22 protein-coding genes are annotated in these 24,905 nt (G+C 68.9%); 11 read left to right on the top strand and 11 right to left on the bottom strand.

The annotated features are described in order from the left end of the window. Nucleotides 1-73: 73 nt before the first annotated feature. On the top strand, nt 74-1,003 hold the full coding sequence (locus PGN37_RS12940) for an alpha/beta hydrolase (protein ID WP_335331426.1): 930 nt from the start codon (nt 74-76) through the stop codon (nt 1,001-1,003). On the opposite strand, the gene PGN37_RS12945 is transcribed toward PGN37_RS12940, so the two are convergent. Then, nucleotides 984-1,991, bottom strand: coding sequence for an acyl dehydratase (locus PGN37_RS12945; protein ID WP_335331427.1), 1,008 nt, complete (start codon nt 1,989-1,991; stop codon nt 984-986). The two genes, PGN37_RS12940 and PGN37_RS12945, sit on opposite strands and share 20 nt — an antisense overlap. 38 nt (nt 1,992-2,029) lie before the next feature. Here PGN37_RS12945 and PGN37_RS12950 point away from each other — a divergent pair, with 38 nt between their 5' ends. Both PGN37_RS12950 and PGN37_RS12955 read left to right on the top strand, forming a co-directional pair. Continuing rightward, nucleotides 2,030-3,205: an acyl-CoA dehydrogenase family protein gene (locus tag PGN37_RS12950; RefSeq protein WP_335331428.1), complete on the top strand. Its 1,176-nt coding sequence runs from the start codon at nt 2,030-2,032 to the stop codon at nt 3,203-3,205. After that, nucleotides 3,206-3,934, top strand: a complete 729-nt coding sequence (locus PGN37_RS12955) for a GntR family transcriptional regulator (RefSeq protein WP_335331429.1) — start codon at nt 3,206-3,208, stop codon at nt 3,932-3,934. Here PGN37_RS12955 and PGN37_RS12960 read toward each other — a convergent pair. Then, nucleotides 3,912-4,736, bottom strand: coding sequence for a helix-turn-helix transcriptional regulator (locus PGN37_RS12960; protein WP_335331430.1), 825 nt, complete (start codon nt 4,734-4,736; stop codon nt 3,912-3,914). The two genes, PGN37_RS12955 and PGN37_RS12960, sit on opposite strands and share 23 nt — an antisense overlap. A gap of 85 nt (nt 4,737-4,821) precedes the next feature. Between PGN37_RS12960 and PGN37_RS12965 the strand changes: the two genes are divergently transcribed. Further along, the gene (locus tag PGN37_RS12965; protein ID WP_335331431.1) at nt 4,822-5,550 is read left to right on the top strand and encodes an SDR family oxidoreductase; all 729 of its coding nucleotides are present in this window, start codon (nt 4,822-4,824) and stop codon (nt 5,548-5,550) included. 1 nt (nt 5,551) lies between these two features. Here the strand turns inward: PGN37_RS12965 and fadD4 are convergent, their stop codons facing one another. The 4 genes from fadD4 to PGN37_RS12985 all read right to left on the bottom strand — a co-directional run bounded on the left by fadD4 (nt 5,552) and on the right by PGN37_RS12985 (nt 11,301). Continuing rightward, on the bottom strand, nt 5,552-7,072 hold the full coding sequence (gene fadD4 / locus PGN37_RS12970; RefSeq protein ID WP_335331432.1) for a fatty-acid--CoA ligase FadD4: 1,521 nt from the start codon (nt 7,070-7,072) through the stop codon (nt 5,552-5,554). A gap of 142 nt (nt 7,073-7,214) precedes the next feature. After that, complete coding sequence (locus PGN37_RS12975; protein WP_335331433.1) at nt 7,215-9,044, bottom strand: phosphoenolpyruvate carboxykinase (GTP); 1,830 nt, start codon at nt 9,042-9,044, stop codon at nt 7,215-7,217. 186 nt (nt 9,045-9,230) lie between these two features. Then, on the bottom strand, nt 9,231-10,328 hold the full coding sequence (locus tag PGN37_RS12980) for a hypothetical protein (protein ID WP_335331434.1): 1,098 nt from the start codon (nt 10,326-10,328) through the stop codon (nt 9,231-9,233). Beyond that, nucleotides 10,321-11,301, bottom strand: a complete 981-nt coding sequence (locus PGN37_RS12985) for a hypothetical protein (RefSeq protein WP_335331435.1) — start codon at nt 11,299-11,301, stop codon at nt 10,321-10,323. Before PGN37_RS12985 ends, PGN37_RS12980 begins: the two co-directional genes overlap by 8 nt. A gap of 157 nt (nt 11,302-11,458) precedes the next feature. Between PGN37_RS12985 and trmB the strand changes: the two genes are divergently transcribed. From trmB to PGN37_RS13000, 3 genes are all read left to right on the top strand, one after another. Then, nucleotides 11,459-12,232, top strand: coding sequence for a tRNA (guanosine(46)-N7)-methyltransferase TrmB (trmB, locus tag PGN37_RS12990; RefSeq protein WP_335331436.1), 774 nt, complete (start codon nt 11,459-11,461; stop codon nt 12,230-12,232). After that, on the top strand, nt 12,229-12,915 hold the full coding sequence (locus tag PGN37_RS12995) for an NYN domain-containing protein (protein ID WP_335331437.1): 687 nt from the start codon (nt 12,229-12,231) through the stop codon (nt 12,913-12,915). Before trmB ends, PGN37_RS12995 begins: the two co-directional genes overlap by 4 nt. Before the next feature lie 71 nt (nt 12,916-12,986). Beyond that, entirely contained in the window at nt 12,987-15,941 is a 2,955-nt protein-coding gene (locus PGN37_RS13000; RefSeq protein ID WP_335331438.1) for an MMPL family transporter, read from the top strand. A 1-nt stretch (nt 15,942) separates the two neighbouring features. On the opposite strand, the gene PGN37_RS13005 is transcribed toward PGN37_RS13000, so the two are convergent. After that, a complete protein-coding gene (locus PGN37_RS13005; protein WP_335331439.1) occupies nt 15,943-17,103 on the bottom strand; it encodes an AI-2E family transporter in 1,161 nt (386 codons plus the stop codon). Between the two features lie 77 nt (nt 17,104-17,180). On the opposite strand from PGN37_RS13005, the gene PGN37_RS13010 reads away from it, so the two are divergent. The 3 genes from PGN37_RS13010 to PGN37_RS13020 are packed head-to-tail and all read left to right on the top strand — an operon-like array spanning nt 17,181 to nt 19,955. After that, nucleotides 17,181-18,356: a lysylphosphatidylglycerol synthase transmembrane domain-containing protein gene (locus PGN37_RS13010; protein WP_442932918.1), complete on the top strand. Its 1,176-nt coding sequence runs from the start codon at nt 17,181-17,183 to the stop codon at nt 18,354-18,356. Beyond that, a complete protein-coding gene (locus PGN37_RS13015) occupies nt 18,353-19,612 on the top strand; it encodes a M23 family metallopeptidase (protein ID WP_335331440.1) in 1,260 nt (419 codons plus the stop codon). Before PGN37_RS13010 ends, PGN37_RS13015 begins: the two co-directional genes overlap by 4 nt. After that, nucleotides 19,599-19,955 (top strand): DUF3054 domain-containing protein, encoded by a 357-nt coding sequence (locus PGN37_RS13020; RefSeq protein WP_335331441.1) that lies wholly within the window; start codon nt 19,599-19,601, stop codon nt 19,953-19,955. The genes PGN37_RS13015 and PGN37_RS13020 overlap by 14 nt, the downstream gene beginning before the upstream one ends. Here the strand turns inward: PGN37_RS13020 and PGN37_RS13025 are convergent. The 4 genes from PGN37_RS13025 to PGN37_RS13040 form a co-directional block, all read right to left on the bottom strand. Beyond that, nucleotides 19,944-21,284: a HAMP domain-containing sensor histidine kinase gene (locus PGN37_RS13025; protein WP_335331442.1), complete on the bottom strand. Its 1,341-nt coding sequence runs from the start codon at nt 21,282-21,284 to the stop codon at nt 19,944-19,946. The two genes, PGN37_RS13020 and PGN37_RS13025, sit on opposite strands and share 12 nt — an antisense overlap. Nucleotides 21,285-21,306: 22 nt before the next feature. Beyond that, entirely contained in the window at nt 21,307-22,053 is a 747-nt protein-coding gene (locus PGN37_RS13030; RefSeq protein ID WP_335331443.1) for a response regulator transcription factor, read from the bottom strand. Nucleotides 22,054-22,058: 5 nt separating this feature from the next. Continuing rightward, nucleotides 22,059-22,448, bottom strand: a complete 390-nt coding sequence (locus tag PGN37_RS13035; protein WP_335331444.1) for a heme-binding protein — start codon at nt 22,446-22,448, stop codon at nt 22,059-22,061. A 135-nt stretch (nt 22,449-22,583) separates the two neighbouring features. After that, complete coding sequence (locus PGN37_RS13040; protein WP_335331445.1) at nt 22,584-23,099, bottom strand: hemophore; 516 nt, start codon at nt 23,097-23,099, stop codon at nt 22,584-22,586. Between the two features lie 279 nt (nt 23,100-23,378). Between PGN37_RS13040 and PGN37_RS13045 the strand changes: the two genes are divergently transcribed. Further along, nucleotides 23,379-24,905, top strand: a 1,527-nt coding sequence (locus tag PGN37_RS13045; RefSeq protein ID WP_335331446.1) for an MMPL family transporter, incomplete at its 3' end; no start/stop codon positions are given.

Consider the following 24,905-nt stretch of genomic DNA (forward strand, 5'->3'; position numbering starts at 1 on the left):
CGTTTCCGGCATGAAAACAGCAGGTCAGGGACGGTCCGACGGAGCCAGTGAAATCACTGCGCATACTGAACGGATGGCCCGCTCCAAGCCCGTCGTCGATTTCCACCCTGAGCTGCGCCGCAGCGCCCGTCTGCTGCCCAAACAGATGATCACACCGGTGACGCTGCCCTTCGTGCGGGCGGCATCACGACTGATGTGGCGCAACACCCCGACCGACGTCGAGGTGCTCACCCTGGGCTCCGGCGTGTCGGTGCGCCTGCACCGTCCGGCCGGTGTCTCCTCTCCCGGTCCCGCACTGCTGTGGATCCACGGCGGCGGGTACGTCATCGGCGACGCCGCGCAGGACGACGACCTGTGCCGCCGCTTCGCGCGCACACTCGGAGCGACCGTCGCCGCGGTGAATTACCGCCTGGCACCCGAACATCCGTATCCCACGCCGCTCGAGGACTGCTACGCCGCGTTGTCCTGGTTGGCCGAGCTGCCGAACGTCGATCCGACGCGGGTCGCGATCGGCGGCGCCAGCGCCGGCGGTGGATTGGCGGCCGCGCTGGCCCTCCTCGCGCGCGATCGCGCCGAGATCCCCGTGGTGGCACAGCTTCTCGTGTACCCGATGCTCGACGACCGCACCGTCGGGCGCGCCGAACTGGACAACCCCGGGCATCGGCTCTGGAACCAGACGAGCAATCGCTTCGGATGGCAGGCCTATCTGCGCGACGCCGATCCCGAGGTGGCCGTTCCTGCCCGGCGCACCGATCTGGCCGGGCTGCCGCCGGCGTGGCTCGGGGTGGGCACGCTGGACCTGTTCCACGACGAGGACCTGGCCTACGCGCAGCGACTGCGTGACGCCGGGGTGCCGTGCGAGGTGAAGGTGGTGTCGGGCGCGTTCCATGGCTTCGACGGGATCGCGCCGAAAGCCGATGTCTCGCAGTCGTTCTTCGCCAGTCAGTGCGAGCTGCTGCAGGGTGCCTACGCGGTCGCCGGGTCTACAACACCAAGCCCGTGAACACCCAGTCGAGGACGGCCCGGTCCTCCTCGCTATCGGTGGCGGCGTAGACGATGGATCGCAATCGCACCGCCGTCCCCCTGCCGTCGGTGCGCGGCTGCACCGTCTCGATCGTGAGATCGCTGTAGAGGGTGTCGCCTTCGCTCACCGGCGCGGTGTGCTGGCAGGACTCCCAGCCCTCGACGGCCACCAGATTCGGAAGCAGGCGAGTGGCCTGCGCCAACGCCAGCCCGATCGTGTGACCGCCGTACACCAGCCGCTTCCCTGACACCCGCGAATCATGGTGCGTCGCAGCGATGTTGAGCGTCAGTCGCGCCAGTTCGGGGGCACTGGTCACGACGTCGGCCGTGCTGCGTAGCACCGTTCCGGCCACCGGTTCGACACCGGAGCCGGGCACCCGGGCACGGAACGCGTCGGTATCCCACTCGGCGACCGGATCGGCCGGGTGGGACTGCACCACGCCGATGACGTCCATGTCGTCGCGGTGGCCGGTGTCGACGCCGTCGGAACTCAGCGGCAGCATCGCGCAGCGGTGGAAATCGAGGACGAGCCGTCCGGCGCCATCCGTCGTCGTCATGCGCAGCGCGGCAAGGCCGGTGGCAGCACGACCGGGCCTGGCTGAATTCTGCTTCAGCCCAACGACTTCCGTGCGGGTGGACAGGGTATCGCCGATGACAGGAAAGCGGTGAAAAGTCAGACCGCGGTAGAACAGGTTGGCCATCACCCGCTGCGTGACCAGCGTCGACTGCCCGATCGCGACATCGCAGACCAGCGCGGGATGGGCGAGCGGCGCCGCCGCACCCGTCACGGCAGCGGAAAGCTCCGCGTCCAGGGGCAGGCGCATCCGGTCGCCGAGGATCGCCTGGTGGGTTGCCGCCGCGCCGGAGGTCAGCGTCATCGCCGGGGCGGTGTCGAAGACCTGGCCGACGTGCAGGTCGTCGAAGAAAGGTCCGCCGGACATTTGGCCGTACAAATTCACAGTTTGCATGCTGGCAGTTCTTCGCCAGCTGTGTCAACATCGTCGTTATGGCCGTACATATGCTCGATGACGACGAGGCGATGCTGGTCGATACGGTGCGGGTGTTCATCGATCGTGAGGTGAAGCCCTCGGTGCGCGATGTCGAGCACGCCAACACATATCCCGAGGCGTGGATCGAGGCGATGAAGCAGATCGGGATCTACGGGTTGGCAGTGCCCGAGGCCTACGGCGGTACCCCGGTCTCGACACGCTGCTACGTGCTGGTGACCCAGGAACTGGCGCGCGGGTGGATGAGTCTGGCCGGGGCGATGGGCGGGCACACCGTGGTGGCCAAGCTGATCGCCCTGTTCGGCACCGAAGAGCAGAAGCAGAAGTATCTGCCGGCGATGGCCACCGGCGAGCTGCGCGCGACGATGGCGTTGACTGAACCCGGCGGCGGCTCCGATTTGCAGAACATGACCACCACCGCCCGACCCGACGGCGACGACCTCGTCATCACCGGGGCGAAAACGTGGATCTCCAACGCGCGGCGCTCTGGGCTGATCGCGCTGCTATGCAAAACCGATCCCACCGCGACACCACGCCATGCCGGGATCTCGATCCTGCTGGTGGAGAATCCGACCCCCGGTCTGACGGTGTCGCGGGATCTGCCCAAACTCGGCTACAAAGGCGTCGAATCCTGCGAACTGTCCTTCGACACCTGCCGCGTCCCGGCCACCGCCATCCTCGGCGGTGCCCCCGGTCACGGGTTCACCCAGATGATGAAAGGCCTCGAAACCGGCCGCATCCAAGTCGCCGCCCGCGCCCTCGGTGTCGCCACCGCCGCCCTCGACGATGCCCTGGCCTACGCCCAAGATCGGGAAAGCTTCGGCCAACCCATCTGGAAACACCAAGCCATCGGCCACTACCTCGCCGACATGGCCACCCAACTCACCGCCGCCCGCCAGCTCACCCTTCACGCCGCCGACTGCTACGACGCTGCTTCCGACAACACAGGCGCACGCGCCGACATGGAAGCCGGCATGGCCAAACTCTTCGCCTCCGAAGCCGCCATGACCATCACCCTCAACGCCGTCCGCATCCACGGCGGCTACGGCTACTCCACCGAATACGACGTCGAACGCTACTTCCGCGACGCACCCCTCATGATCGTCGGCGAAGGCACCAACGAAATCCAACGCAACGTCATCGCCGCACAACTGGTCGCCCGCGGCGGCATCTAGATGAAACCGCCACCGGCGTACCAGGTGCTGCGCGAGCAGATTCGCGAGGAGATCCGCGTCGGCCGGTACGCCGACGGCGCGCGCCTGCCCACGGAGTCGGAACTCGCTGAGCATCATGGCCTCTCGCGCCAGACCGTGCGGCGCGCGTTCCAGGATCTGGTCGCCGAGGGCATGGTGTACCGGGTGCCCGGACGGGGCACCTACGCGGGCGGGGACAGCCGCCGCTACCTGCGTCGGCTCGGATCGATCGACGACCTGATGAGCCTGTCCGACGACACCACGATGGAGGTGCTCGACGGGCTGCGCCGGCGGGTCGACATCGACGCGGCCAGCCGTCTGCGGCTCGACGGCGACATCGTGCACACCGTCGTCTTCCGCCGCATCCACGACGGTGTCCCGTTCGGCCACACCGTCGTTCACCTCCCGCCTGAGGTGGCGACCATGGTCACCGCGTCTGCCGATTTGCGCACCGGGGCGCAGAGCAGGCACACCGTGATCGGACTGCTGGAACCACACCTCAGTAGCCCCATCGCCGAAGCGGCACAGTCGATCACCGTCGCCGCCGCGGACGATCGCTCCGCCGCGGCGGTCGGATGCGAGACGGGCCATCCGATGCTGCGGGTGGACCGGCTCTACCGCGACACCGATGGGCGCGCAGTCGAACTGTCGGTCAGCCACTTCCTCCCCGAGCAGTACACCTACCGGATCACCCTGCACCGCTCGGGGTAGTCGCGGCCATTGCTCCCAGCAGCGTCAGCGCATCCGCATTGGGCGTGCCGGGATCGGCGTCGTAGACGATCAGCTCCTGACCGGGCGACGAACGCACGTCGAAGGTCTGCATGTTGAGCGTCACCAGTCCCACGTCCGGGTGACGGAAAGTCTTGCGATTCATACACTTCCGTCGCGCATCCCGGCGCTCCCAGAGCATGCGGAACTCCTGGCCGGTCAGCAGCTCGGTGAGGACGGCCCGTGCCCGCGGATCCTCAGGTGCCGAGCCGTAGGCCATGCGGAAGCCCGCGACCGAGTCGGCGGCGACCTCGTCCCAGTCCGCGTAGAAAGAGCGGGCCCGCGGGTCGTTGAACACCAACAGCATCAGGTTGCCGACCGCACCCAGCTCGCCGAACAACGCGCCGGCCAGCCGGTTGGCGGCCAGGATGTCGTAGGCCCGGCTGTACACCAGCGCGGGGTTGTCGGGCCACGCCTCCATCAATCGCAACAGCCCCGGGTCCACCCGTTCGACAACCGGATCCCGTTGCGTTCGCGGAGTCAGTCCGGCCAGCGTGAACAGGTGCGCCCGGCCGTCGTCGTCCAGACGCAAAGCCGCCGCCAGGGCATCGATCACCTGCACCGACGGAGACCGCTCCCGGCCCTGCTCGAGCCGTCCGTAGTAGTCGACGCTGACTCCGGCCAGCAGCGCCACCTCTTCGCGGCGCAAACCGGGCACGCGGCGGGTGCCCGTGCTGGTCAGCCCGACGTCGCCGGGGCGTAGCACGGCACGCCGGCTCCTCAGGTACTCGCCGAGCTCGGTCATCGGATCCAGCGTAGGAAATCGCCGGCCGTCAGGCAGGGTGTACCGCACCCTGGTTGTGGGCCGATCCGGCGGTGAAGCTCGAATCATGAGTGATTCGAAGATCATCATCGTCACCGGAGCCAGCAGCGGGATCGGCGAGGCAGTCGCCGAAAGGCTTGCCGCCGAGGGTCATCACGTGGTGGCCGGGGCGCGCCGGACCGATCGGCTCGACGCCCTGGCCGAGCGCATCACCTCGCGCGGCGGCAGCATCGAGGTCCGCCCACTCGACGTCACTGATCGTGCCGCGATGACGGCGTTCGTCGACGCGACCGTCGCCGCGCATGGACGGGTGGACGTGATCGTCAACAACGCCGGGGTGATGCCGCTGTCGCGTCTCGACGCGCTGCTGGTGGACCAGTGGGACCAGATGATCGATGTCAATGTGCGTGGCCTGCTCCACGGGATCGCCGCGGCTCTGCCGCATTTCCAGCGCCAGGGTGCCGGCCACTTCGTCACCGTCGCGTCGATCGGCGCCCACGAGGTGGTGCCGACCGGGGCCGTCTACTGCGCCACCAAGTACGCGGCGTGGGCGATCACCGAGGGGTTGCGGCTGGAACTGGATCCCTCGATCCGGGTGACGACGGTGTCCCCCGGCGTCGTGGAATCCGAATTGGCCGACACCATCACCGATTCCACTGCAGCTGCGGCCATGAAGGATTACCGGGCCGCAGCGATCCCGCCGGATTCGATCGCCCGCGCCATCGCCTACGCCGTCGGCGAGCCGGCCGAGGTGGACGTCAACGAGATGATCATCCGGCCGGCACGGCAGCGCTGAGTCAGCTGTACTTCGCGATCAGTTCCTGCTTGTACAGCTTGCCGGTATCGGTGCGCGGCAGCTGCGCCTCGAAGGAGAGCGATCGCGGGCACTTGTAGTGCGCCAACCGATCCCGCAGCCACGCGATCAGTTCTCCGGCGAATTCGTCGCTGGCGTCCGCGGGGTCGACGGTCTGCACGACGGCCTTCACCTGCTGGCCCATCTCGTCGTCGGGAATCCCGAAGACGGCCGCGTCCATCACCTTCGGGTGGGTGACGAGAAGGTTCTCGGCTTCCTGCGGGTAGATGTTCACGCCGCCGGAGATGATCATGTGATGCCGGCGGTCGGTGAGATAGAGGAAGCCATCGTCGTCGAGATATCCGATGTCGCCCACCGTCTTCCAGCCGCGCGGATCCCGGGACTTCTCGGTCTTGTCGGGATCGTTGAGGTACTCGAAGTCGTTGCCGCCCTCGAAGTAGATCTCACCCGGCTGTCCGGGCGGGAGTTCCTTGCCGTCCTCGTCGAGGATGTGCACGACACCGGCCATCGGCTTGCCGACCGACCCCGGGTGCGTCAACCAATCCTCGGCGAAAATCAGCGTCGACCCGTGCGCCTCCGAAGACGCGTAGTACTCGTCGACGATGGGCCCCCACCAGTCGATCATCTGCTTCTTGATGTCCACCGGACACGGTGCGGCAGCATGCATCACGCGCTGCAGGCTGGACACGTCGTAGGAGGCGCGCACCTCTTCCGGCAGCTTGAGCATCCGCGTGAACATGACCGGCACGAACTGACCGTGGGTGACCTTGTGTGTGGCGATCGCGTCCAGCGCACCCTCGGCGTCGAACTTCTCCATCACCACCGTGGTGATCCCGCCGGCCTGGGTCTGCATCGACCAGACCGACGGAGCCGTGTGGTACAGCGGCGCGGGGCTGAGATAGACGGCGTCGGGGTGCATCCAAAACTGGACCAGGGCGGCCATCAAACCCGGCGCCTCCGACGGCGGGACATGCGGCAGTGCGCGTTTGATCCCCTTCGGGCGGCCGGTGGTGCCCGACGAGTACTGCAGGAGGTCACCCTCGATCTCGTCGTCGATCGGCGTATCGGGCTGTCCAGCAACGCATTCGGGATAGCTCTGCCAGCCGTCGAGAGAGCCGTCGGCGATGATGCGCACCGACGGCAGGCCATTCGGCAACTCCGCCTCGAGCCCGGCGAGAGTGTCGACGAGCTTGCCGGTACCGACGATCGCCTTGGCCGCGCTGTTGTCGATGATGTAGGCCGCCTCTGCGGCGGTCAGGTGGGTGTTGATGGGTACGTAGTACAACCCGGCGCGACGCGCGGCCCACATGACCGCGTGCATGTGCTGGTTGTTCTCCATCAGGATGGCGACCGCGTCGCCCTCGACCAGGCCGGCGTCGCGGAACAGGTGCGCCAGCCGGTTGGCCCGGGCCTCGAGCTCGCCGAACGTCACCACCGTCCCGGACGGATACATGATGATCGCGGGCTTGTCGGGAGTGGCAACAGCGGTGTCGCGGATCTGCATGGACAGAGGATACGTCGACTTAGTTGACACGTGTCAAGCAGGCCGCGAGCGTGCGCCCGATGCGCGCGAGAGAGCGCGAAATGCCGCCGGCGAGCGGCGTGTCCTGTACAAACACGCGCGCTCGCCGGACAACGGCGAAGACCTACTCGGCTTCGGAGAGGCGGGTCTTCAGCGCGTCGAACTCGTCCTTGATGCCGGTGGGCAGCTTCTCCCCGACGAACTCGAACCACTCCTCGATCAGCGGCAGTTCCTTGCGCCACTCCTCGGGCTTGACCTTCAACGCCTCGTCGACATCGGCGGCCGACACGTCCAGACCCTCGAGATCGAGATCCGCAGCGGTGGGCACGATGCCGATCGGGGTGCTCTTGCCGTCGGCCTGGTGCTCGATGCGCTCGATCGCCCACTTCAGCACGCGGCTGTTCTCACCGAAGCCCGGCCACAGGAAACGGCCGTCGTCGCCGCGGCGGAACCAGTTGACGAAGAACACCTTCGGCAGCTTGGACTCGTCGGCTTCCTTGCCGATGTTGATCCAGTGCTGGAAGTAGTCGCCGACGTTGTAGCCCAGGAACGGCAGCATCGCCATCGGGTCACGGCGCACGGTGCCGACCTTGCCCTCGGCCGCGGCGGTCTGCTCGGAGCCGAGCGTGGCACCGATGAACACGCCGTGCTGCCAGTCGCGAGCCTCGGTGATCAGCGGGACCGTGGTCTTGCGGCGGCCGCCGAACAGGATCGCCGAGATCGGCACACCCTGCGGGTCGTCCCACTCCGGGGCCAGCGTCGGGCACTGCGAGATCGGCGTGCAGTACCGCGAGTTCGGGTGCGCCGCTTTGGTTTCGGTCTCCCGGAGGATGTAGTCGTTGCCCTTCCAGTCGATCAGGTGATCGGGCTCGCCCTCCAGGCCCTCCCACCACACGTCACCGTCGTCGGTCTTGGCCACGTTGGTGAACACGGTGTTGCCCGCGGCGATGGTCTTCATCGCGTTCGGGTTGGAGTCCCAGTTGGTGCCCGGCGCGACGCCGAAGAACCCGAACTCGGGGTTGGTGGCGTAGAGCCGGCCGTCCTTGCCGAAGCGCATCCACGCGATGTCGTCACCGACGGTCTCGGCGCGCCAGCCCGGGATCGTCGGCTGCAGCATCGCGAGGTTGGTCTTGCCGCAGGCCGACGGGAACGCCGCGGCGATGTAGTAGGCCTTGTTCTCCGGCGAGATCAGCTTGAGGATCAGCATGTGCTCGGCGAGCCAGCCCTCGTCGTGCGCCATCGCCGAGGCGATGCGCAGCGAGTAGCACTTCTTGCCCAGCAGCGCGTTGCCGCCGTAACCCGAGCCGTAGCTCCAGATCTCGCGGGTCTCGGGGAAGTGGGTGATGTACTTCGTGTCGTTGCACGGCCACGGCACGTCCTCCTGGCCCGGCTCCAGCGGCGCACCGATCGAGTGCAGAGCCTTGACGAAGAAGCCGTCGTCGCCCATCTTCTCCAGCGCCGCCGCACCCATCCGGGTCATCGTGCGCATCGAGACCACCACGTACTCGCTGTCGGTGATCTCCACACCGAGCTTGGGATCCTCGGCATCGATCGGGCCCATGCAGAACGGCACCACCCACATGGTGCGGCCGCGCATGCTGCCGCGGTACAGAGGAGTCATCAATTCCCGCATCTCGGCGGGATCCATCCAGTTGTTGGTGGGCCCCGCGTCGATCTCCCGCTCGCTGCAGATGAAGGTCCGCGATTCCACACGGGCCACATCCGACGGGTCCGACAGCGCCAGGTAGGAGTTCGGCTTCTTCTCGTCGTTCAGCTTCTGGAAGGTGCCGGCCGCGACGAGCTGGTCGCACAGCCGCTGGTACTCCTCCTCGGAGCCGTCCGCCCATGCGACACGATCGGGCTGGGTCAGCTCGGCGATCTCCTGAACCCAGGCGAGCAGCCCCTCGTGCTTGGTGGGTGCGGAATCCAGTCCCGGAATGGTCGCTGCGGTCATTGGCTAGTCGTCTCCTGCACTGTTCCTGCGCGTTGGCCTGGTGAACCCCGAATGAAAACTTGTGGAGGAACGTACGCCGTCGTCACCGACCTGTCCGAGGTCTTGACAAACCGCTGCCGACCCTCCTGACCTTCGAGGTTAACGCGGGTGACATACCCGAGGAAATCCAGGATCATGTCCGATCACTCACAGGAACGATTCAGAAGAGGTCCTGTTCGGCGAGACGCTGCCAGCTACCGCTCGGTAACCACGAAATCCGTCGCGCTCGGCCTCTGAGAGGGTGTCGGGAGAGCTCTCGACAGCAGCCAATCGGCCTGCCACTGCATCCTCCAACTCGACGCGCAACGCGGCGACGACATCGCCCGCCCAGCGTTCCCACCGAGCACGGTCGTGCAGCAGGCCCCGCGCCCGCACCACCCATGCCGTGAGCGCCACACCGGCCACCCCACCCGCCGTGGCCGCCCAGCCGCCCGTGATCAGCGACGCGGTCAGCCGGGCCACCGCCAGCGCCGCCCCGACGCCGAAGCCGGCACCCAGCACGACCATCAGCTGGGTCTCCAGCCGACGTCCGGCAGGCGGCGGCAGCGTCGGCGGACGCCACGGCGGCGCGGACGGCACGACCGGTGCGGGCGTGATCGCCGCGACCCTAGCCCGCAGCGTCGCCTCGACCTCAGCACGCACGTCTGCGCACCGACCGCGGACCCGGTCCTCGACCTCCGTGCTGCTCCGCATCGTCGAGGTCCCCGCGAGTAGGTCTGCGCGGGCCGTGATGCAGTGCTGCCGCACGGTCGACGTCAGCTCGATGCGCAGCTGGTGCAGCTGATGGCGCCGCCGCGCGTGCGCGGCCCGCCGCACGTCCCGAGAGCGGGCGGCGTTGCGCCGGGCCAGCGTCGGATCGGCCAGCTGCGCCGTGAGCGCGGCTACCAGCGCATCCAGGCGGGGTGTCCCGAGCCGCGGCGCTGCGGAGACCGCCACCCAGCTGGCGCCGGGCACCCGAATCTCGTTGACGGCCAGCACCCGCCGCCAGCCGCGGTGGTCGTCGATCTTGTTCACGACGGCGACGATCGCATCGGTGTGCGCGGCCTCTGCTGCGGCCCGAAGGCTCTCGGTGGACGTCATCGGCGCGGTGGCCGACACCACCCACACCACGGCGGCGGGCACCTGATGCGGCAGCAGCTCAGCTGCCTCGACGAACCGTTGGTCGGGCATCCGCGTCCGAAGGCCGTCGGCGACGCTCGTCACCCCTGCCCGCGCGGCCCCGGCGACCAGCACCGGCTCAGCCACCGCACACCTCGACCAGCCGGAGGCTGCCGCGGGTGATGTCGGCTGAACAGCGCCGATGCAGCGCGTCGAGCGGACCGCGGGACAGGTGATGAAAGCGCAGGGCCCGGCGGGTGTGCGCGCCGACGTCATCGCCACGATCGACCGTCGCGCCGGAGGCCTCGACGACGTCGACGGCTGCCGTCATCACCGCGAGCACCACGTCGTCACCGTCCAGATGCGTCGCGAGTTGTCCGTCGCCCCGCTCGGCGGCGAGCACATGCAGCGCGCGGACCGCCGCCACGCAACGCCGATAGCGGACCGTCGCGGCGGCCCGGCCGATCGCGGCGCGCACGGCGTCGGTGCCGCTGAGCGCACGCAGCCGCGCGGTCACCTCGTCGGCGCCTGCCCCGTCGCACACGGCGAGGATCGCGTGCGCGAGCCCGAAACGGTCCAGCCGGTCCATCAGATCCGCGCGCACGCCGGCGGGCAGTGGATGCGGGCAGGCTGCGAACGCGTCCACCGAGGACACGTCGGCCGGTGTCTGGACCAAGGACCGCAGCGCGGCGACGTCGTCGTCGTCGATCCGCACACCGGCCAGCAGCGCGACCATCGGAACCACCGGGCGCCGCAACACGGCTTCGATCTCGGCGGCCACAGCCTGCGCGGCCCGCAACGGCCCACCCGCCGCGGCGCCGCCCAGGTCGGCCTTGTTCAGCACCACCACCGTCGCGTCCGTCACGCCGGCGCGATCCTCATCGGTCACCGCCTCGGCGACGACGAGGACGTCGACGTCCGCGTCGTTGTCGATGCCTGTCTCCCCCGGCGCCCCGACCGGGACACCCAACGCGCTGGCCACGGTGCTGCGGCCCACCCCGGCGCGGCCCCGCACGGCTACGCTCACAGGCGCACGCAACAGTCGCTCCACGGCGGCGACAGCGGGATCGGGAAGGTCGGTGGCCATCGCGGCCACCACGTCGACCAGCTGCCCCGGCATCCCCGCCCCCGTCCGGCGGACCCGCGCCCGCCTGCCAGGTGATCGTGACATCCGAATCGGCCTGCTCGACGCACCAATTTCGCGCGGGCCGACACATACCAGCCGAAGGCAACTGTTGGGTATCAATCTGTAACACGATGCAGGGAGTGGGTCCGCGATGAGCGACGATGGATCGATGCGAATGCCAGGTCCCAGCGACGTCGAGCAGGGCGTCGACAGGGACACGGCGCAGGCGCCGGCCGTCCATCACCCCCGCAGGGTCACCAGCTTCCGCGCCCGCCGGTCCACGATCTCCGATCGCCAACAAGCCGTCTGGGAGGCCCGCTGGCCCGAGCTGGGTCTCCTCGCCCGCACCGGTGACGACCCGCCGGTGCCGCTGGACACCGATGCCTGGTTCGGCAGGCACGCCCCGCTGGTGCTGGAGATCGGCTGCGGGACCGGGACGTCGACGCTGGCGATGGCCCAGGCCGAGCCCCATCTCGACGTCGTCGCCGTCGAGGTCTACAAGCGCGGACTCGCCCAGCTGTTGTCCGCCATCGACCGTGAGGGGGTGGGCAACATCCGGCTGATCCGCGGCGACGGCGTCGACGTGCTCACCCACATGCTCGCGCCCGGCTCACTGACCGGGGTGCGCGTCTTCTTCCCCGATCCGTGGCCCAAGGCCCGCCACCACAAACGCCGGCTGCTGCAGCCCGACACCGTCGCGCTCATCGCCGACCGGCTGCGCCCCGGCGGGGTCCTCCACGCCGCCACCGATCACCAGGGCTACGCCGAGCAGATCGCCGAGGTCGGCGATGCCGAACCGCGGCTGACGCGGATCGAGCTCGACGCCCCCGGCCTCCCGATCTCGACCGCCCGACCCGAAACCAAATACGAGCGCAAGGCCCTGGCCGGACCGATCGTCACCGAGCTGCTGTGGGCGAAGTCATGAGCCTGACCAGCGACGCCACCGATCACATCCCGGGCGAGGACAGCAGCGCCGCCGCGCCGCCCTCGCGCGTGCTGCTCGTCTGGGACGCCCCGAACCTCGACATGGGACTGGGCGCAATCCTGGGTGGCCGGCCGACCGCCGCGCACCGGCCACGCTTCGACGCGCTGGGCCGGTGGCTGCTGTCCCGCACCGCCGATCTGTCCGCCCACCACTCGACCGGCGTGCCGCTCGAACCCGAGGCCACGGTGTTCACCAACATCGCACCGGGCAGCGCCGACGTCGTGCGGCCGTGGGTCGAGGCGCTGCGCAACGTGGGCTTCGCCGTCTTCGCCAAACCCAAGATCGACGAGGACAGCGACGTCGACTCCGACATGCTCGCGCACATCGCGCTGCGCCGCGGTGAGGGGTTGGCCGGCCTGATCGTGGCGTCCGCGGACGGTCAGGCGTTCCGCCTGCCGCTCGAAGACATCGCCCGTGACGGGGTCGCCGTCCAGGTTCTCGGATTTCGTGAACATGCCAGTTGGGCGTTAGCGTCGGATACCTTGGAGTTCGTCGACCTGGAGGACATCCCTGGTGTCTTCCGGGAGCCGCTGCCGAGAATCGGGCTTGATTCACTACCCGAGCAGGGCGCGTGGCTGCAGCCGTTCCGGCCGTTGTCCTCGCTGTTGGCGTCTCGTGTCTAGAACAGTGGGTAAATCTGGTCGGGGCGGCCGCGCGCCGACGGCCACACATTCGCCGATGATGAGGAGCTGAAGTGTTCGCCTGGTGGGGTCGAACGGTGTACCAGTACCGATACATCGTTATCGGTGTCATGGTCGCACTGTGCCTGGGCGGCGGTGTCTACGGCATGAGCCTGGGACAGCACGTCACCCAGAGCGGTTTCTTTGATGAAGGCAGCCAGTCGGTCAAGGCTTCGGTGCTCGGCGACGAGGTGTACGGGCGTGACCGCCTCAGCCATGTAGTAGCCATCCTGACGCCGCCCGACGGTGAGAAGGTCACCGATCCGGCGTGGCAGAAGGAAGTCACTGGCGAGCTCAACAAGGTCGTCGACGAGCACAAGGACCAGATAGTCAGCTGGGTCGGTTGGCTGCGAGCACCCGACAGCACGTCCGAAACCGTGCAGCAGATGAAGACGGAGGACGGCTCGAAAACGTTCGTCGCCATCCCGCTTCAAGGTGACAACGATGACGCGATCCTGAAGAACTACCAGGCAGTCGAACCGGCGCTGCGCCAGATCAACGACGGCAACATCCAGCTCGCGGGCCTCAACCCCATCGCCAGCGAGCTGACCGGAACCATCGCCACCGACCAGAAACGCGCCGAGCTCGCCATCGTGCCGCTGGTTGCAGTGGTGCTGTTCTTCGTCTTCGGCGGTGCCGTCGCCGCCGCCCTGCCCGCGATCATCGGCGGCCTCACGATCGCCGGCGCGCTCGGCATCCTGCGGTTCACCGCCAACTTCATGGACGTGCACTTCTTCGCCCAGCCCGTCGTCACGATGATGGGGTTCGGCATCGCCATCGACTACGGCCTGTTCATTGTCAGTCGCTTCCGAGAGGAACTCGCGGAGGGCTACGACGTGGAGGCCTCGGTGCGACGGGCCGTGATGACCTCAGGCCGCACTGTGGCGTTCTCTGCGGTGATCATCGTGGCCTCGTCGCTGCCCCTCCTGCTCATCCCGCTGGGCTTCCTCAAGTCGATCACCTACGCGATCATCGCGTCGGTGCTGCTGGCGGCCTTCCTGTCGATCACCGTGCTGCCCGCGGTACTGGGAATCCTCGGCGCCAACGTGGACGCCCTCGGTGTGCGGACGCTGCTGCGGGTGCCGTTCTTCCGCAACTGGAAGCCGATGCGCGTCTACCTCGAGTGGCTGGCCGAGAAGACCCAGAAGACCAAGACCCGCGAAGAGGTCGAGAAGGGCTTCTGGGGCAGGCTGGTCAACGTCGTGATGAAGCGGCCCATCGCGTTCGCGGCGCCGATCCTCGTCGTGATGATCCTGCTGGTGATCCCGCTCGGACAGCTCGCTCTCGGCGGGTACAGCGAGAAATACCTGCCACCGGACAACCCGGTGCGGATGGCGCAGGCGCAGTTCGACAAGGATTTCCCCACATACCGCACCGAACCGCTGACTCTGGTGATCCAGAGCGACAACGGGCAGCCCGTCAGCGATCAGCAGGTCGCCGAACTGCGCGCCAAGGCAGAGACGGTCTCCGGTTTCACCGACAGCGACGAGCCGTCGAAGATGTGGCAGGAACGGTCCGTCCAGGAAGGCGGCAGCAAGGATCCGTCGGTCCGGGTTCTGCAGAACGGTCTGGTCAACAGCGCTGACGCCCCTGCGAAGATCGACGCACTGCGCGCGTTGTCACCCCCGCGTGGCACGACGGTCCTGGTCGGCGGCACTCAAGCGCTGGCACAGGACAGCATCCAGAGCCTGTTCGACAAGCTCCCGCTGATGGTCGTGGTGCTGATCCTGACCACGACAGTGCTGATGTTCCTGGCCTTCGGCTCGATCGTGCTGCCGATCAAGGCCGCGTTGATGAGCGCGCTCACCCTCGGCTCCACCATGGGCATCCTGACGTGGATGTTCGTCGAGGACGGCCATGGCTCCGGAATACTGAACTACACCCCACAGCCACTGATGGCACCGATGATCGGTCTGATCATCGCGGTGATCTGGGGCTTGTCCACCGACTACGAGGTGTTCCTTGTCTCCCGCATGGTCGAGGCGCGAGCGCGGGGCATGTCGACCGCGGAGTCGATCCGCATCGGTACCGCGACCACAGGCCGATTGATCACCGGCGCGGCGCTGGTGCTGGCCGTCGTCGTGGGCGCCTTCGCATTCTCCGACCTGGTGATGATGAAGTACCTGGCCTTCGGTCTGCTCATCGCGCTGCTACTCGACGCGACGATCATCCGGATGTTCCTGGTCCCCGCGATCATGAAGTTGCTCGGCGACGACTGCTGGTGGGCGCCGCGCTGGATGAAGCGAGTCCAGGAGAAGATGGGCCTGGGCGAGACCGAACTGCCCGACGAGCGCAAACGCCCGTCGGTGCGCGAGCCCGCACCCGCCGAAGCACTCGTCGGCGCCGGCGCACCGGTGCCCGGCCCGTCGCGTCCGATGCCGCCGCACGATCCCGGCCACCCCGCCGCCGACCGGGCGGGCGTGACGACCCGCATCGCCACCGCACCGCGGTCCGGTGGGCCGTCAGGTGCCGGCACCACGCGGCTGCCGGGGCCGCCGCCGCGTCCGCCGGTGCCGGATCACGAGCCGCAGACCACCCGCCTGTCGGTGGCCAAGAACGCCGTCCGCAGCGCGGTCAGCAATGCCGCCGACGCGGTCACCCAGCGGGGACAACAGCGACCCTCGGGGCCGTCCGCGCCTGCGCGCGATGACCGCGAGATCGAGTCGTGGCTCGGTGACCTGCGGGGTTCGGGCGGCGCGCCCGCGGCCCCCGCGGCCGCACCGCGCCCGTCCGGCGAGCCGACCCGAGGAATGCCTGATCCCGGTGCCGCCGACGCGACGACCGCGATCCCCGCGCAGCGTCCCGACGACGACGAAGACGACGCCACGCGTGCGATCCCGACCGCACGGGCGTCGGACGCGGACACGGCCACCGAGAAGCTCAACACCCGGCCCGAGGGCGATGCACCGCGGCGCGGTGGCGGCGGGTTGAGCGCTCAGGAGTTGCTGCGCCGCGAAGGGCGCCTGTAGCTCAGTCCTCGACCTTGCCGGATTCGACGTCATCGGGTTCGGCGCTGAGCACCGGCCCGTCGTCGGCCTCGGCGGCGGCATGCACTTCGGCGGGGTCGTCGGCGACGAGCACGCGGATCGCGCTGTTGAGGAACGCCAGGATCGGCACCGCGAGCAGCGCGCCGACGATGCCGGCGAGCACACCGCCCCCGGCGATCGCGAGCACGACCGCCAGCGGATGGATCGACACCGCGCGACCCATCACCAGCGGCTGCAGCACATGGCCTTCCAGCTGCTGCACCGCGAGGATCAGCCCCAGGGTGATCAGCGCGTAGATCAGACCCTTGGTCAGCAGCGCGACGATGACCGCGAGGAACCCGGTGACCACGGCGCCGACGAGCGGGATGAACGCGCCGAGGAACACCAGGGAGGCCAGCGGCAGCGCCAACGGAACACCCATGATCGCCAGACCGACACCGATGCCGAGCGCGTCGACCAGCGCGACGAGGAACGTGGCCCGCACGTAGCCGATCAGTGAGTGGAAGCCCGCGCGGCCGGCCTCGCGGACCCGCCTGCGGGTGTCGTTCGGGAAGATCCTGGTGACGAACTCGAAGATGTTGCGCCCGCCGTGCAGCAGGAAGATCAGCGTGAACAGCATCAGCAGGGCGCCGGTGACGATCTCGGTGATGGTGCCCGCGGTCGACAGCGCGCCGCTGGTGACCTTCTCCTGGTTGTTGCGCAGCGCCTCGATCGCCGAGTTGCCTGCGTTGTCGATCTGTTCGCGGCTCAGGCCCAGAGGTCCGTCGATCAGCCAGCGGCGCAGGCCGTCGATGCTGCGGGTGACCTGCTCCACCAGCGCGGGTGTGCCCTCGATGAACTGACTGACGACGAAGCTGAGCATGCCCCCGACCAGGGCCAGACCACCGAGCAGGATCAGCGCCACCGCGCCACCGCGCGGCGCGCCCCGGCGGTCCAGGAAGTCCACGGCGGGCATCAGCAGCGCCGCTGCCAGAGTGGCCAGGGCGACGGGGACGACGATGACCTCGACCTGCACCACCACCCACAGCGCCGCGAACACGGCACCGAAGATGACGAGGAGGCGCCACGCCCATGCGGCACCCCTGCGGACCAGCGGGCTGACCGACTCGTCGGCGGACGGGTCCACAAACGGACGCGCAGACATTCCGGTAGCGTAACGGCCTTTTCCGCCGCGGCTTCGCTGCTCGGGTTCGGGCGGGTCAACGCCTTACCCTGTAGGGCGTGTCACACGACGCTCCCCCGGTGCGGCCGCAGGCGGCCGGCGACGGTGCGGAGCGCCCCGCCCGGGGCAAGTACTGGTGGCTGCGATGGGTGCTCATCGCCGTCGCGATCATCGTGCTGGCCGTCGAGCTGCTGTTGGTTCGCGATCAGCTGGCCAAGGCGTGGAAGAGCCTCTACTCAGCGAACTGGTGGTGGGTCGGCGTCGCCGCCCTGGCCGCGATGGCGTCGATGCACAGCTTCGCCCAGATCCAGCGCACGCTGCTCGCCTCGGCCGGCGTGCGCGTCCAGCAGTGGCGCAGCGAGGCCGCGTTCTACGCCGGCAACGCGCTGTCGACGACGATGCCAGGCGGCCCGGTGCTCTCGGCGACGTTCATCTACCGGCAGCAGCGGTTGTGGGGCGCGTCCCCGCTGGTGGCGTCGTGGCAGCTGGTCATGTCGGGTGTGCTGCAGGTGGTGGGTCTGGCGCTGCTCGGTCTCGGCGGCGCGTTCCTGCTCGGCGCCAGCAAGAACCCGCTGTCGCTGATCTTCTCGCTCGGCGGCTTCTTGGCGCTAGTGCTGCTGGCGCAGGCCGTGGCGACCCGCCCGGAGCTGATCGACGGCATCGGGGCCCGGGTACTGAGCTGGTTCAACTCTCTGCGCGGGCGGCCGACCGACACCGGACTGACCAAGTGGCGGGAGATTCTCGAGCAGCTCGAGTCGGTGCAGCTGGGCCGACGGGATCTGTCGGTGGCATTCAGCTGGTCACTGTTCAACTGGATCGCCGACGTCGGCTGCCTGCTCGCCGCCTGCTACGCCACCGGTGGCCACCCGTCGCTGGCAGGCGTGACCGTGGCCTACGCCGCCGCGCGCGCCGTCGGCTCCATCCCGCTGATGCCCGGCGGGCTGCTGGTGGTCGAAGCGGTGCTGGTGCCCGGCCTGGTGTCGAGCGGCATGTCGCTGGCCTCGGCGATCTCGGCGATGCTGATTTACCGCCTGATCAGCTGGATCTTCATCGCCGCGATCGGGTGGGTGGTGTTCTTCTTCATGTTCCGCACCGAGAAGGACCTCGACGTCCCCACCGACGACAGCACCGACACCGCTGCCCCCGCCACCGACGACCCGATCTGCCCGCAGTTCAGCCCCGACCCGGATGCGCCGCATCCGCCGCCACCCCAGGAGACCCAGCAGGCCTCATGACGTTCCCCCGCACCCTCGCCGTTCTGACGGTCGCCGCTGTGACTATGGTGTCCTCGGCCTGCTCGACATCGCCCGCACCCGACACCGCCAGCTCGACATCGGCCCCACCGCCGAGCTCGACGCCCACGTCGGCCGGTGCCGCCCCAGCACCCGGCCCCGCAGAGCCCTCGATGCTCACCCCGGTGCTGGCCAGCGCGGTGGCCGAACCGATCCCGGTGCCCGCAACCGACGGCAAGACGCACCTGGTGTACGAGCTCATGTTGACGAACACGCTCTCGCAGGAGGTGTCGCTGACCTCGCTCGACGTGCGCGCCGGCGACCAGACTCTGCTGACGCTGCCCGCCGACCGACTCACCGCGGCGACTCGACTGGCCGGAATCCCGGCTCCCACAGGCGTTCTCGGACCCGCACAGACCGCCCACGTGTGGCTGGACGTCGCGTTGCCCGCCGGTAGCCAGGCACCGGATCGCCTCGTCCACGCGCTCGGCGTCTCGGTGCGCCAGCCGCAGCCGCCGCTGATCCCGGCCGCGATGGTCGAGGAGGTGGCTCCGGTGGCCGTCCAGAAGCGGACACCGATCACCATCGCACCGCCGCTCTCGGGTCCCAACTGGCTCGACGGCGACGGCTGCTGCGGCATCTCCGGACATCGCGGTGCGCTCAACCCGATCAACGGAAAGACCTGGGCTGCAGAGCGTTTCGCGATCGACTACCTGCAGCTGATGCCTGACGGCAAATTGTTCACCGGCGCTCCGTCGGACCTCGGCAGCTACCCGTACTACGGCACCGACGTGCACGCCGTCGCCGACGGACCTGTGGTCGCGGTCGTCGACGGGATGGCCGAGGAGACACCGTTCGCCGCACCCACGGGCCTGACGCTGAACCAGTACCCGGGCAACCACGTCGTGCAGGACCTCGGCGGCGGCAACTATGCGCTCTACGCCCACCTGCAGACGGGCAGCATCACGGTCAAGCCCGGCGACCGACTCACCGCCGGGCAGTCGCTGGCCCATTTGGGCAACACTGGCAACACCGATGCCCCGCACCTGCACTTCCACGTGATGAGCACACCGGATCCGCTGCGCTCGGACGGATTGCCGTTCGTGTTCTCGTCGTTCGACCTGCAGGGCAGGGTGCCCGACTCGCAGGACGCGCTGACCGCGGGCCGTCCTGTGCCGCTGCCGCCGGCCGCGGACTCCAAGCCCCAGCGCGACGTCATGCCGCTGCAGGACGACCTGATGACCTATGCAGCCCCGTAACCGCGTGCCGGCGGCGCTGGCCGCCGACGTGGTGTGCGTGCTGGTGTTCTGCGCGATCGGGCGCCGCAGTCATGCCGAGGGGCTGACCGTCGCAGGGGTGGCGCAGACGGCGTGGCCGTTCCTGGCCGGCACGTCGCTCGGCTGGCTCCTCGCCCGCGCGTGGCGGCGCCCGGTGGCGCTGCTGCCGACGGGCGTCGCGGTGTGGGTCGCGACCGTCGTGGTCGGGATGCTGCTGCGCAAGGTCAGTGGGCAGGGCACCGCGGCCAGCTTCATCGTGGTCGCCACGCTGACCACCGCGGCGCTGCTGCTCGGCTGGCGTGCGATCGCCCGGTCAGTCCTCTGAATCTTCTTGCGGCACAGGCTCTGTCGACACAGTGAGGGTGGCGCGCAGACCGCCGAGGGGACCGTCGGAGAGCTCGATGGCGCCGCCGTGCAGGGTGGCCTGCTGCGCGACGAGCGCCAACCCCAGACCCGAGCCGCCCGGGGCGGCGTTGCTGCCCCGGGAGAACCGCCCCAGCACGGTCTCGTGCTCGTCAACGGGCAGCCCGCGCCCGTTGTCGTCGACGACGATCGTCAGCAGGCTGTCCCTCCGGTAGGCGGCCAGCACGATCCGGGTGGCGTGGCCGTGGGTGATCGCGTTGCGCACCAGATTGTCGACCGCCAGCCGTAACCCGCCCGGCCAGCCGAGGACGAAGCCCAGGGTGTCGGCGGCGTGCACCTCGATCGTGACGTCGCGGTTGACCCGCATGTTCTCCCGGGCCACCCGGTCGAGCATGTCCGTCACGTCGATCACTTCGCGGTCCTCGGCCTGAGCCAGTTGACCGGAGGCGAGCTGACCCAGCGCGGTGATGATGCCCTCCACACGGCGCTGCGCGCGCGACAGGTCCGCGACCACCTCGGCACGCTCGTCTGCAGGGAGGTCGTGGATGCGCAGCGTGTCCAGGTCTGCGCGCATCGCGGTCAACGGGGTGCGCAGTTCGTGGGCGGCGTTGGCGGCGAAATCCTGCGCGGCCTGCAGGGAATTGGTGGTGGCGCGCTGCGCCGCGGCGAGGCGGTCCAGCATCCCGCTCATCGCCTCGGACAGATCCTCGGCCTCGCGCACGCCGCGCACCGGGGGGATGCTCTCCGAGCCCGTGCTGAGCTTCTTCGTGTGTTCGGTGAGCCGGCGCAGCGGCCTGATCGCTGGCCCCGCCAGCAGCCAGCCCAGGCCCGCGGCGATCAGTACGGTCACCACCCCGACGGTGATGTAGAGCGGCACCCGGGCTCGGTTGAGCAGGATGCTGTCGGCGCGGATGCCGATCGACATCAACACGCCGCCGTTCTGGTCGACCGGCAGGGTGCGCACCCGGTACTCGACGCCGTTGACCGTGACGGTCTCGGTGCCCGGCGGCAACGCCGGCAACTGGAAGCCGCGCTGGTAGACCACCTGCCCCGAGGACCGCGACCGGCCCGTCTGCAGCACGCCCCGCCGCTGATCGGTGAGCTGCTCCGGGTACACGCTGGCGTCGACGATCGCATCGAGCCTGCGGTCCAGCTGTGCGGCGTCGTTGTTGGCCAGCACGAGTGAGGTCAGGATCGTGAAGGCCGCCACGACCGCGGCCGCCGCTGCGGCCGACGCGATGGCGACCCGAGTGCGCAGCGAGGCCGACCGGAAGGCGCGGGGAAGCCTCACCGCGTGCCCGGGAGCAGGCTTCTCACGGCTCCTCGCGCAGCACGTAGCCGATACCGCGCACGGTGTGGATGACACGCGGCAGGCCGTCGCGTTCGAGCTTGCGCCGCAGATAGGACACGAACACGTCGGCGACGTTGGTGTCGACGTCGAAGTCGTAGCCCCACACCAGCTCCAGCAGTCTCTGCCGGCTCAGGACCACGCCGGCGTTCTCGGCCAGCGCGGCGAGCAGGTCGAACTCGCGCTTGGTCAGCTCGACACGCTCCCCGGCCACGAACACCAGCCGGCGCGACGTGTCGATGGTCAGCGAACCCACCGTCATCGTGTCCGACATGGGATCGGAATGGTGCGCACGCCGCAGCAGCGCGTGCAGTCGTGCCACCAGTTCACCGAGATCGAACGGCTTGGTCAGGTAGTCGTCGGCGCCGGCCTCCAGACCCGCGATGCGGTCATTGACGGTGTCGCGCGCCGACAGCACACAGATCGGGATGTCGTTGCCGAGCGCGCGCAGCGCCGTCACCACCGCGACCCCGTCGAGCTCGGGCATCTGCACGTCGAGCACCAACGCGTCGTGTGACTCGCTCGACAACAACCGCAGCGCTTCCTTACCCGTCGCTGCGACCCTGACGTCGAACCCGGAATGCCGCAGACCGCGCGCGACCGACGTCCGGACATCCGGATCGTCGTCCACCATCAGCACCGTCCGACCCGCGCCGTCCTGGGCGGACAGCTCCCCCCCACGAGTGGGCGAAGCGTCCACCCTGTCTCGCATGGCGCCTACGGGAACAGCGGTCCGTTGGTGTCACGCTCCGAGAAGCCACACCGGTTCTTGATGTCGATCAGCGGTTGACGGATCGCCGTCATCTCGGCCTTGACCTGCGGATTGGCGTTGAAGTAGTCGACCACCTTGGGCCGCAGTTCCTCCATCGGCAGGCCCTGCAGGCCCGAGAAGAAATCGTTGACCTGCGGGTGGGTGAACAGGTAGGCCGAGGTCGACGCCGAGACGCCGGAGGCGACTCCGGAGAAGTCCGCCGCGGTGCAGTTCGGCGGCAGCGCCGGCTGCGCGGACGCCATCGGCATCGCGCAGAACAGCGAGGCACCGGCGACCGCGCCTGCGCCCAGAGCGCCGGCCACGGCGCGGCGCAGGATGGGACCCGAGATCAACATGAAGTCTCCTTCAGCAGTGGTGAGAGCCGGCACCTGTCGGGCCGGTCTGCAGACCATCCTAGGAAGCTAAGCAGACCGGTCGTCGACTTTCCTGCCGAGCAATTAACGGATGGTGAGAAAAGTCCTCATCACCTGTCAGCGCAGAGGTGCCGCCGGCGCGTCCGCAGGGGCGGTTTCGGCCGCTCCGGCGCCCATGCTCGTCGCGGCCGGGGACACCGCGGGGGAAGCTGCTGCAGCGGCCCCCGGCGACACCGCCTGCACCAATCCCAGCAGCTGCGGCAACGTCACCGGCAGCTGGCACCGGGCCGCCAGGGACACCAGCGGCTGCTGCAGACGCTGAAGGTCCGCCTGCACGAGCGGGTTGGCGTCGAAGTACGACTTGAAGGCGCCGAGCGACTGCGCCCCGCCCTGCTGCTTGGAGATCAGTGTCAGCGCCTGGTTGGTCTGCGGGTGGGTCTCCAGGTACGTCCCGGTGTTGGTGGCCACCGCACCTGCGGTCTTGGCGACCTCGCTCGCCGCGCACGGGTCCGGCGCGGCCTGCCCGGTCGGGGCGGCCGGGCCCAGGAACAGCACCGCTGCGCCGCCGAGGGCGGACAACGCCGCCGTGGCAGCGCCGGCCCGGCGTGCGGTCAATGTCGAGCGTGCAAACATGACGAACTCCTCACGGCCTGCGCGCGCCTGACGGCGCCGCACACCTTCCTACGGTCAACAGCAAAGATCCCCGACCGACGGACAACATCTGGCCCACGTCGAGGTCATCGTGCCATCACCGGCGCCCGACGCCCAATCGAGCGCGGTGACGAGGCCGCATTAGAGCTGCATGAGGCATCTCTGGCAGGAGCGTTCGCGCAGGTCCCCTCACAACTGACTGCTGTACCCTTTCGCTACGAAAGGCCGGGGAGAAAGTGGGGACGTCCCATCCAGCAGTTCATGATGCGCGTGAGCAGCAACCTGCGCAGATTCCGCTGGGCGGTCTTCGCGGTGTGGCTGCTGCTTCTCGTCCCCTCGATCTACCTGGCGATGAACCAGTCGGGCAACCTGACCGGCGGCGGTTTCGAGGTCGAGGGTTCGCAGTCGCTGAACGTACAGCGCCAACTCGAAGCGCAATTCCCTGATCAGGGCGCGTCCCCGCTGGCGTTGGTCGCCGCTCCCCGACCCGACGCGTCGTTCGACGACATGAACGCCGCGGTGGCGTACCTGGAGAAGATCGCCGCCGAAGTTCCCAGCGTCACGGTCATGCCCAACCCGGGCCAGCCTCCCCCGCAGCCCGACCGGCCCTACGTCATCACGCTGCAGCTCGGGTTCGAGAACACCGGCGCGGTCGACATCGCCAAGCAGCTGCGGCAGAAGGTCGGCATCGACGGCGACGACCCGGGCCAGACCGAGGACGGCAAGGTCCGGTTCTACGTGATCGGGCAGGGCGCGCTCGGCGCCGCGGCGACACTGGCCACCAAACACGACATCGCCCAGGCCGAGCGCTGGAATCTGCCGATCGTGCTGATCGTGCTGCTGGCGGTGTTCGGTTCCTTCGCCGCCGCAGCGATGCCGCTGCTGCTGGGTGTGTGCACGGTGGCGGTCACGATGGGCCTGGTCTATTGGCTGTCGATGTTCACCACGATGTCGGTGTTCGTGACGTCGACGGTGTCGATGTTCGGCATCGCCGTGGCCATCGACTACTCACTGTTCATCCTGATGCGCTTCCGCGAGGAGCTGCGCGCGGGCCGAGAACCCGAGGACGCCGCCGACGCGGCGATGGCGACCTCGGGCCTGGCGGTGGTGCTGTCGGGTCTGACGGTGATCGCGTCCGTCACCGGCATCTACCTGATCAACACTCCCGTGCTGCGCTCGATGGCCACCGGTGCCATCCTCGCGGTCGCGGTGGCCGTGCTGACGTCGACGACGCTGACGCCCGCGGTGCTCGCCACGTTCGGCCGCCGGGCGGCGCGACGCTCGTCCTACCTGCACTGGGGCCGCGGCATCGAGGCGACGCAGTCGAAGTTCTGGACCCGCTGGACCGGCGGGGTGATGCGCCGGCCCTGGGTGTCGGCGTTGTGCGCGGCGGCGCTGCTGCTGGCCTTGGCCGCACCGGCGTTCTCGATGGCGCTCGGCAACAGCATGCAGCGACAGTTCGACCCGACCCACGAGATCCGCGGCGGCGTCAACGCGGCAGCCGAAGCGCTGGGTCCCGGCGCGCTCGGTCCGGTCCGGGTGCTGGTGACGTTCCCTGAAGGCAACGCGGCGTCGGCGCCGGCCAAACAGCCGCTGCTCGACGCGATCCGGCAGAAGATGGCGCAGGCGCCCAACACGGTCTCGGTGTCTCCCGCGGTGTTCGGCACCGACTACCGCAGCGCCTTGCTGTCGGCGGTCCTGTCGGTCGACCCCGAGGACATGGGGGCCCGCGAGACCGTCGACTGGATGCGCGAACAGCTGCCTGCGGTGGCAGGCACCGGTGCGCAG

It is taken from the genome of Mycobacterium kyogaense, assembly GCF_036946525.1.
Classification (GTDB): Bacteria; Actinomycetota; Actinomycetes; order Mycobacteriales; family Mycobacteriaceae; genus Mycobacterium; species Mycobacterium kyogaense_A.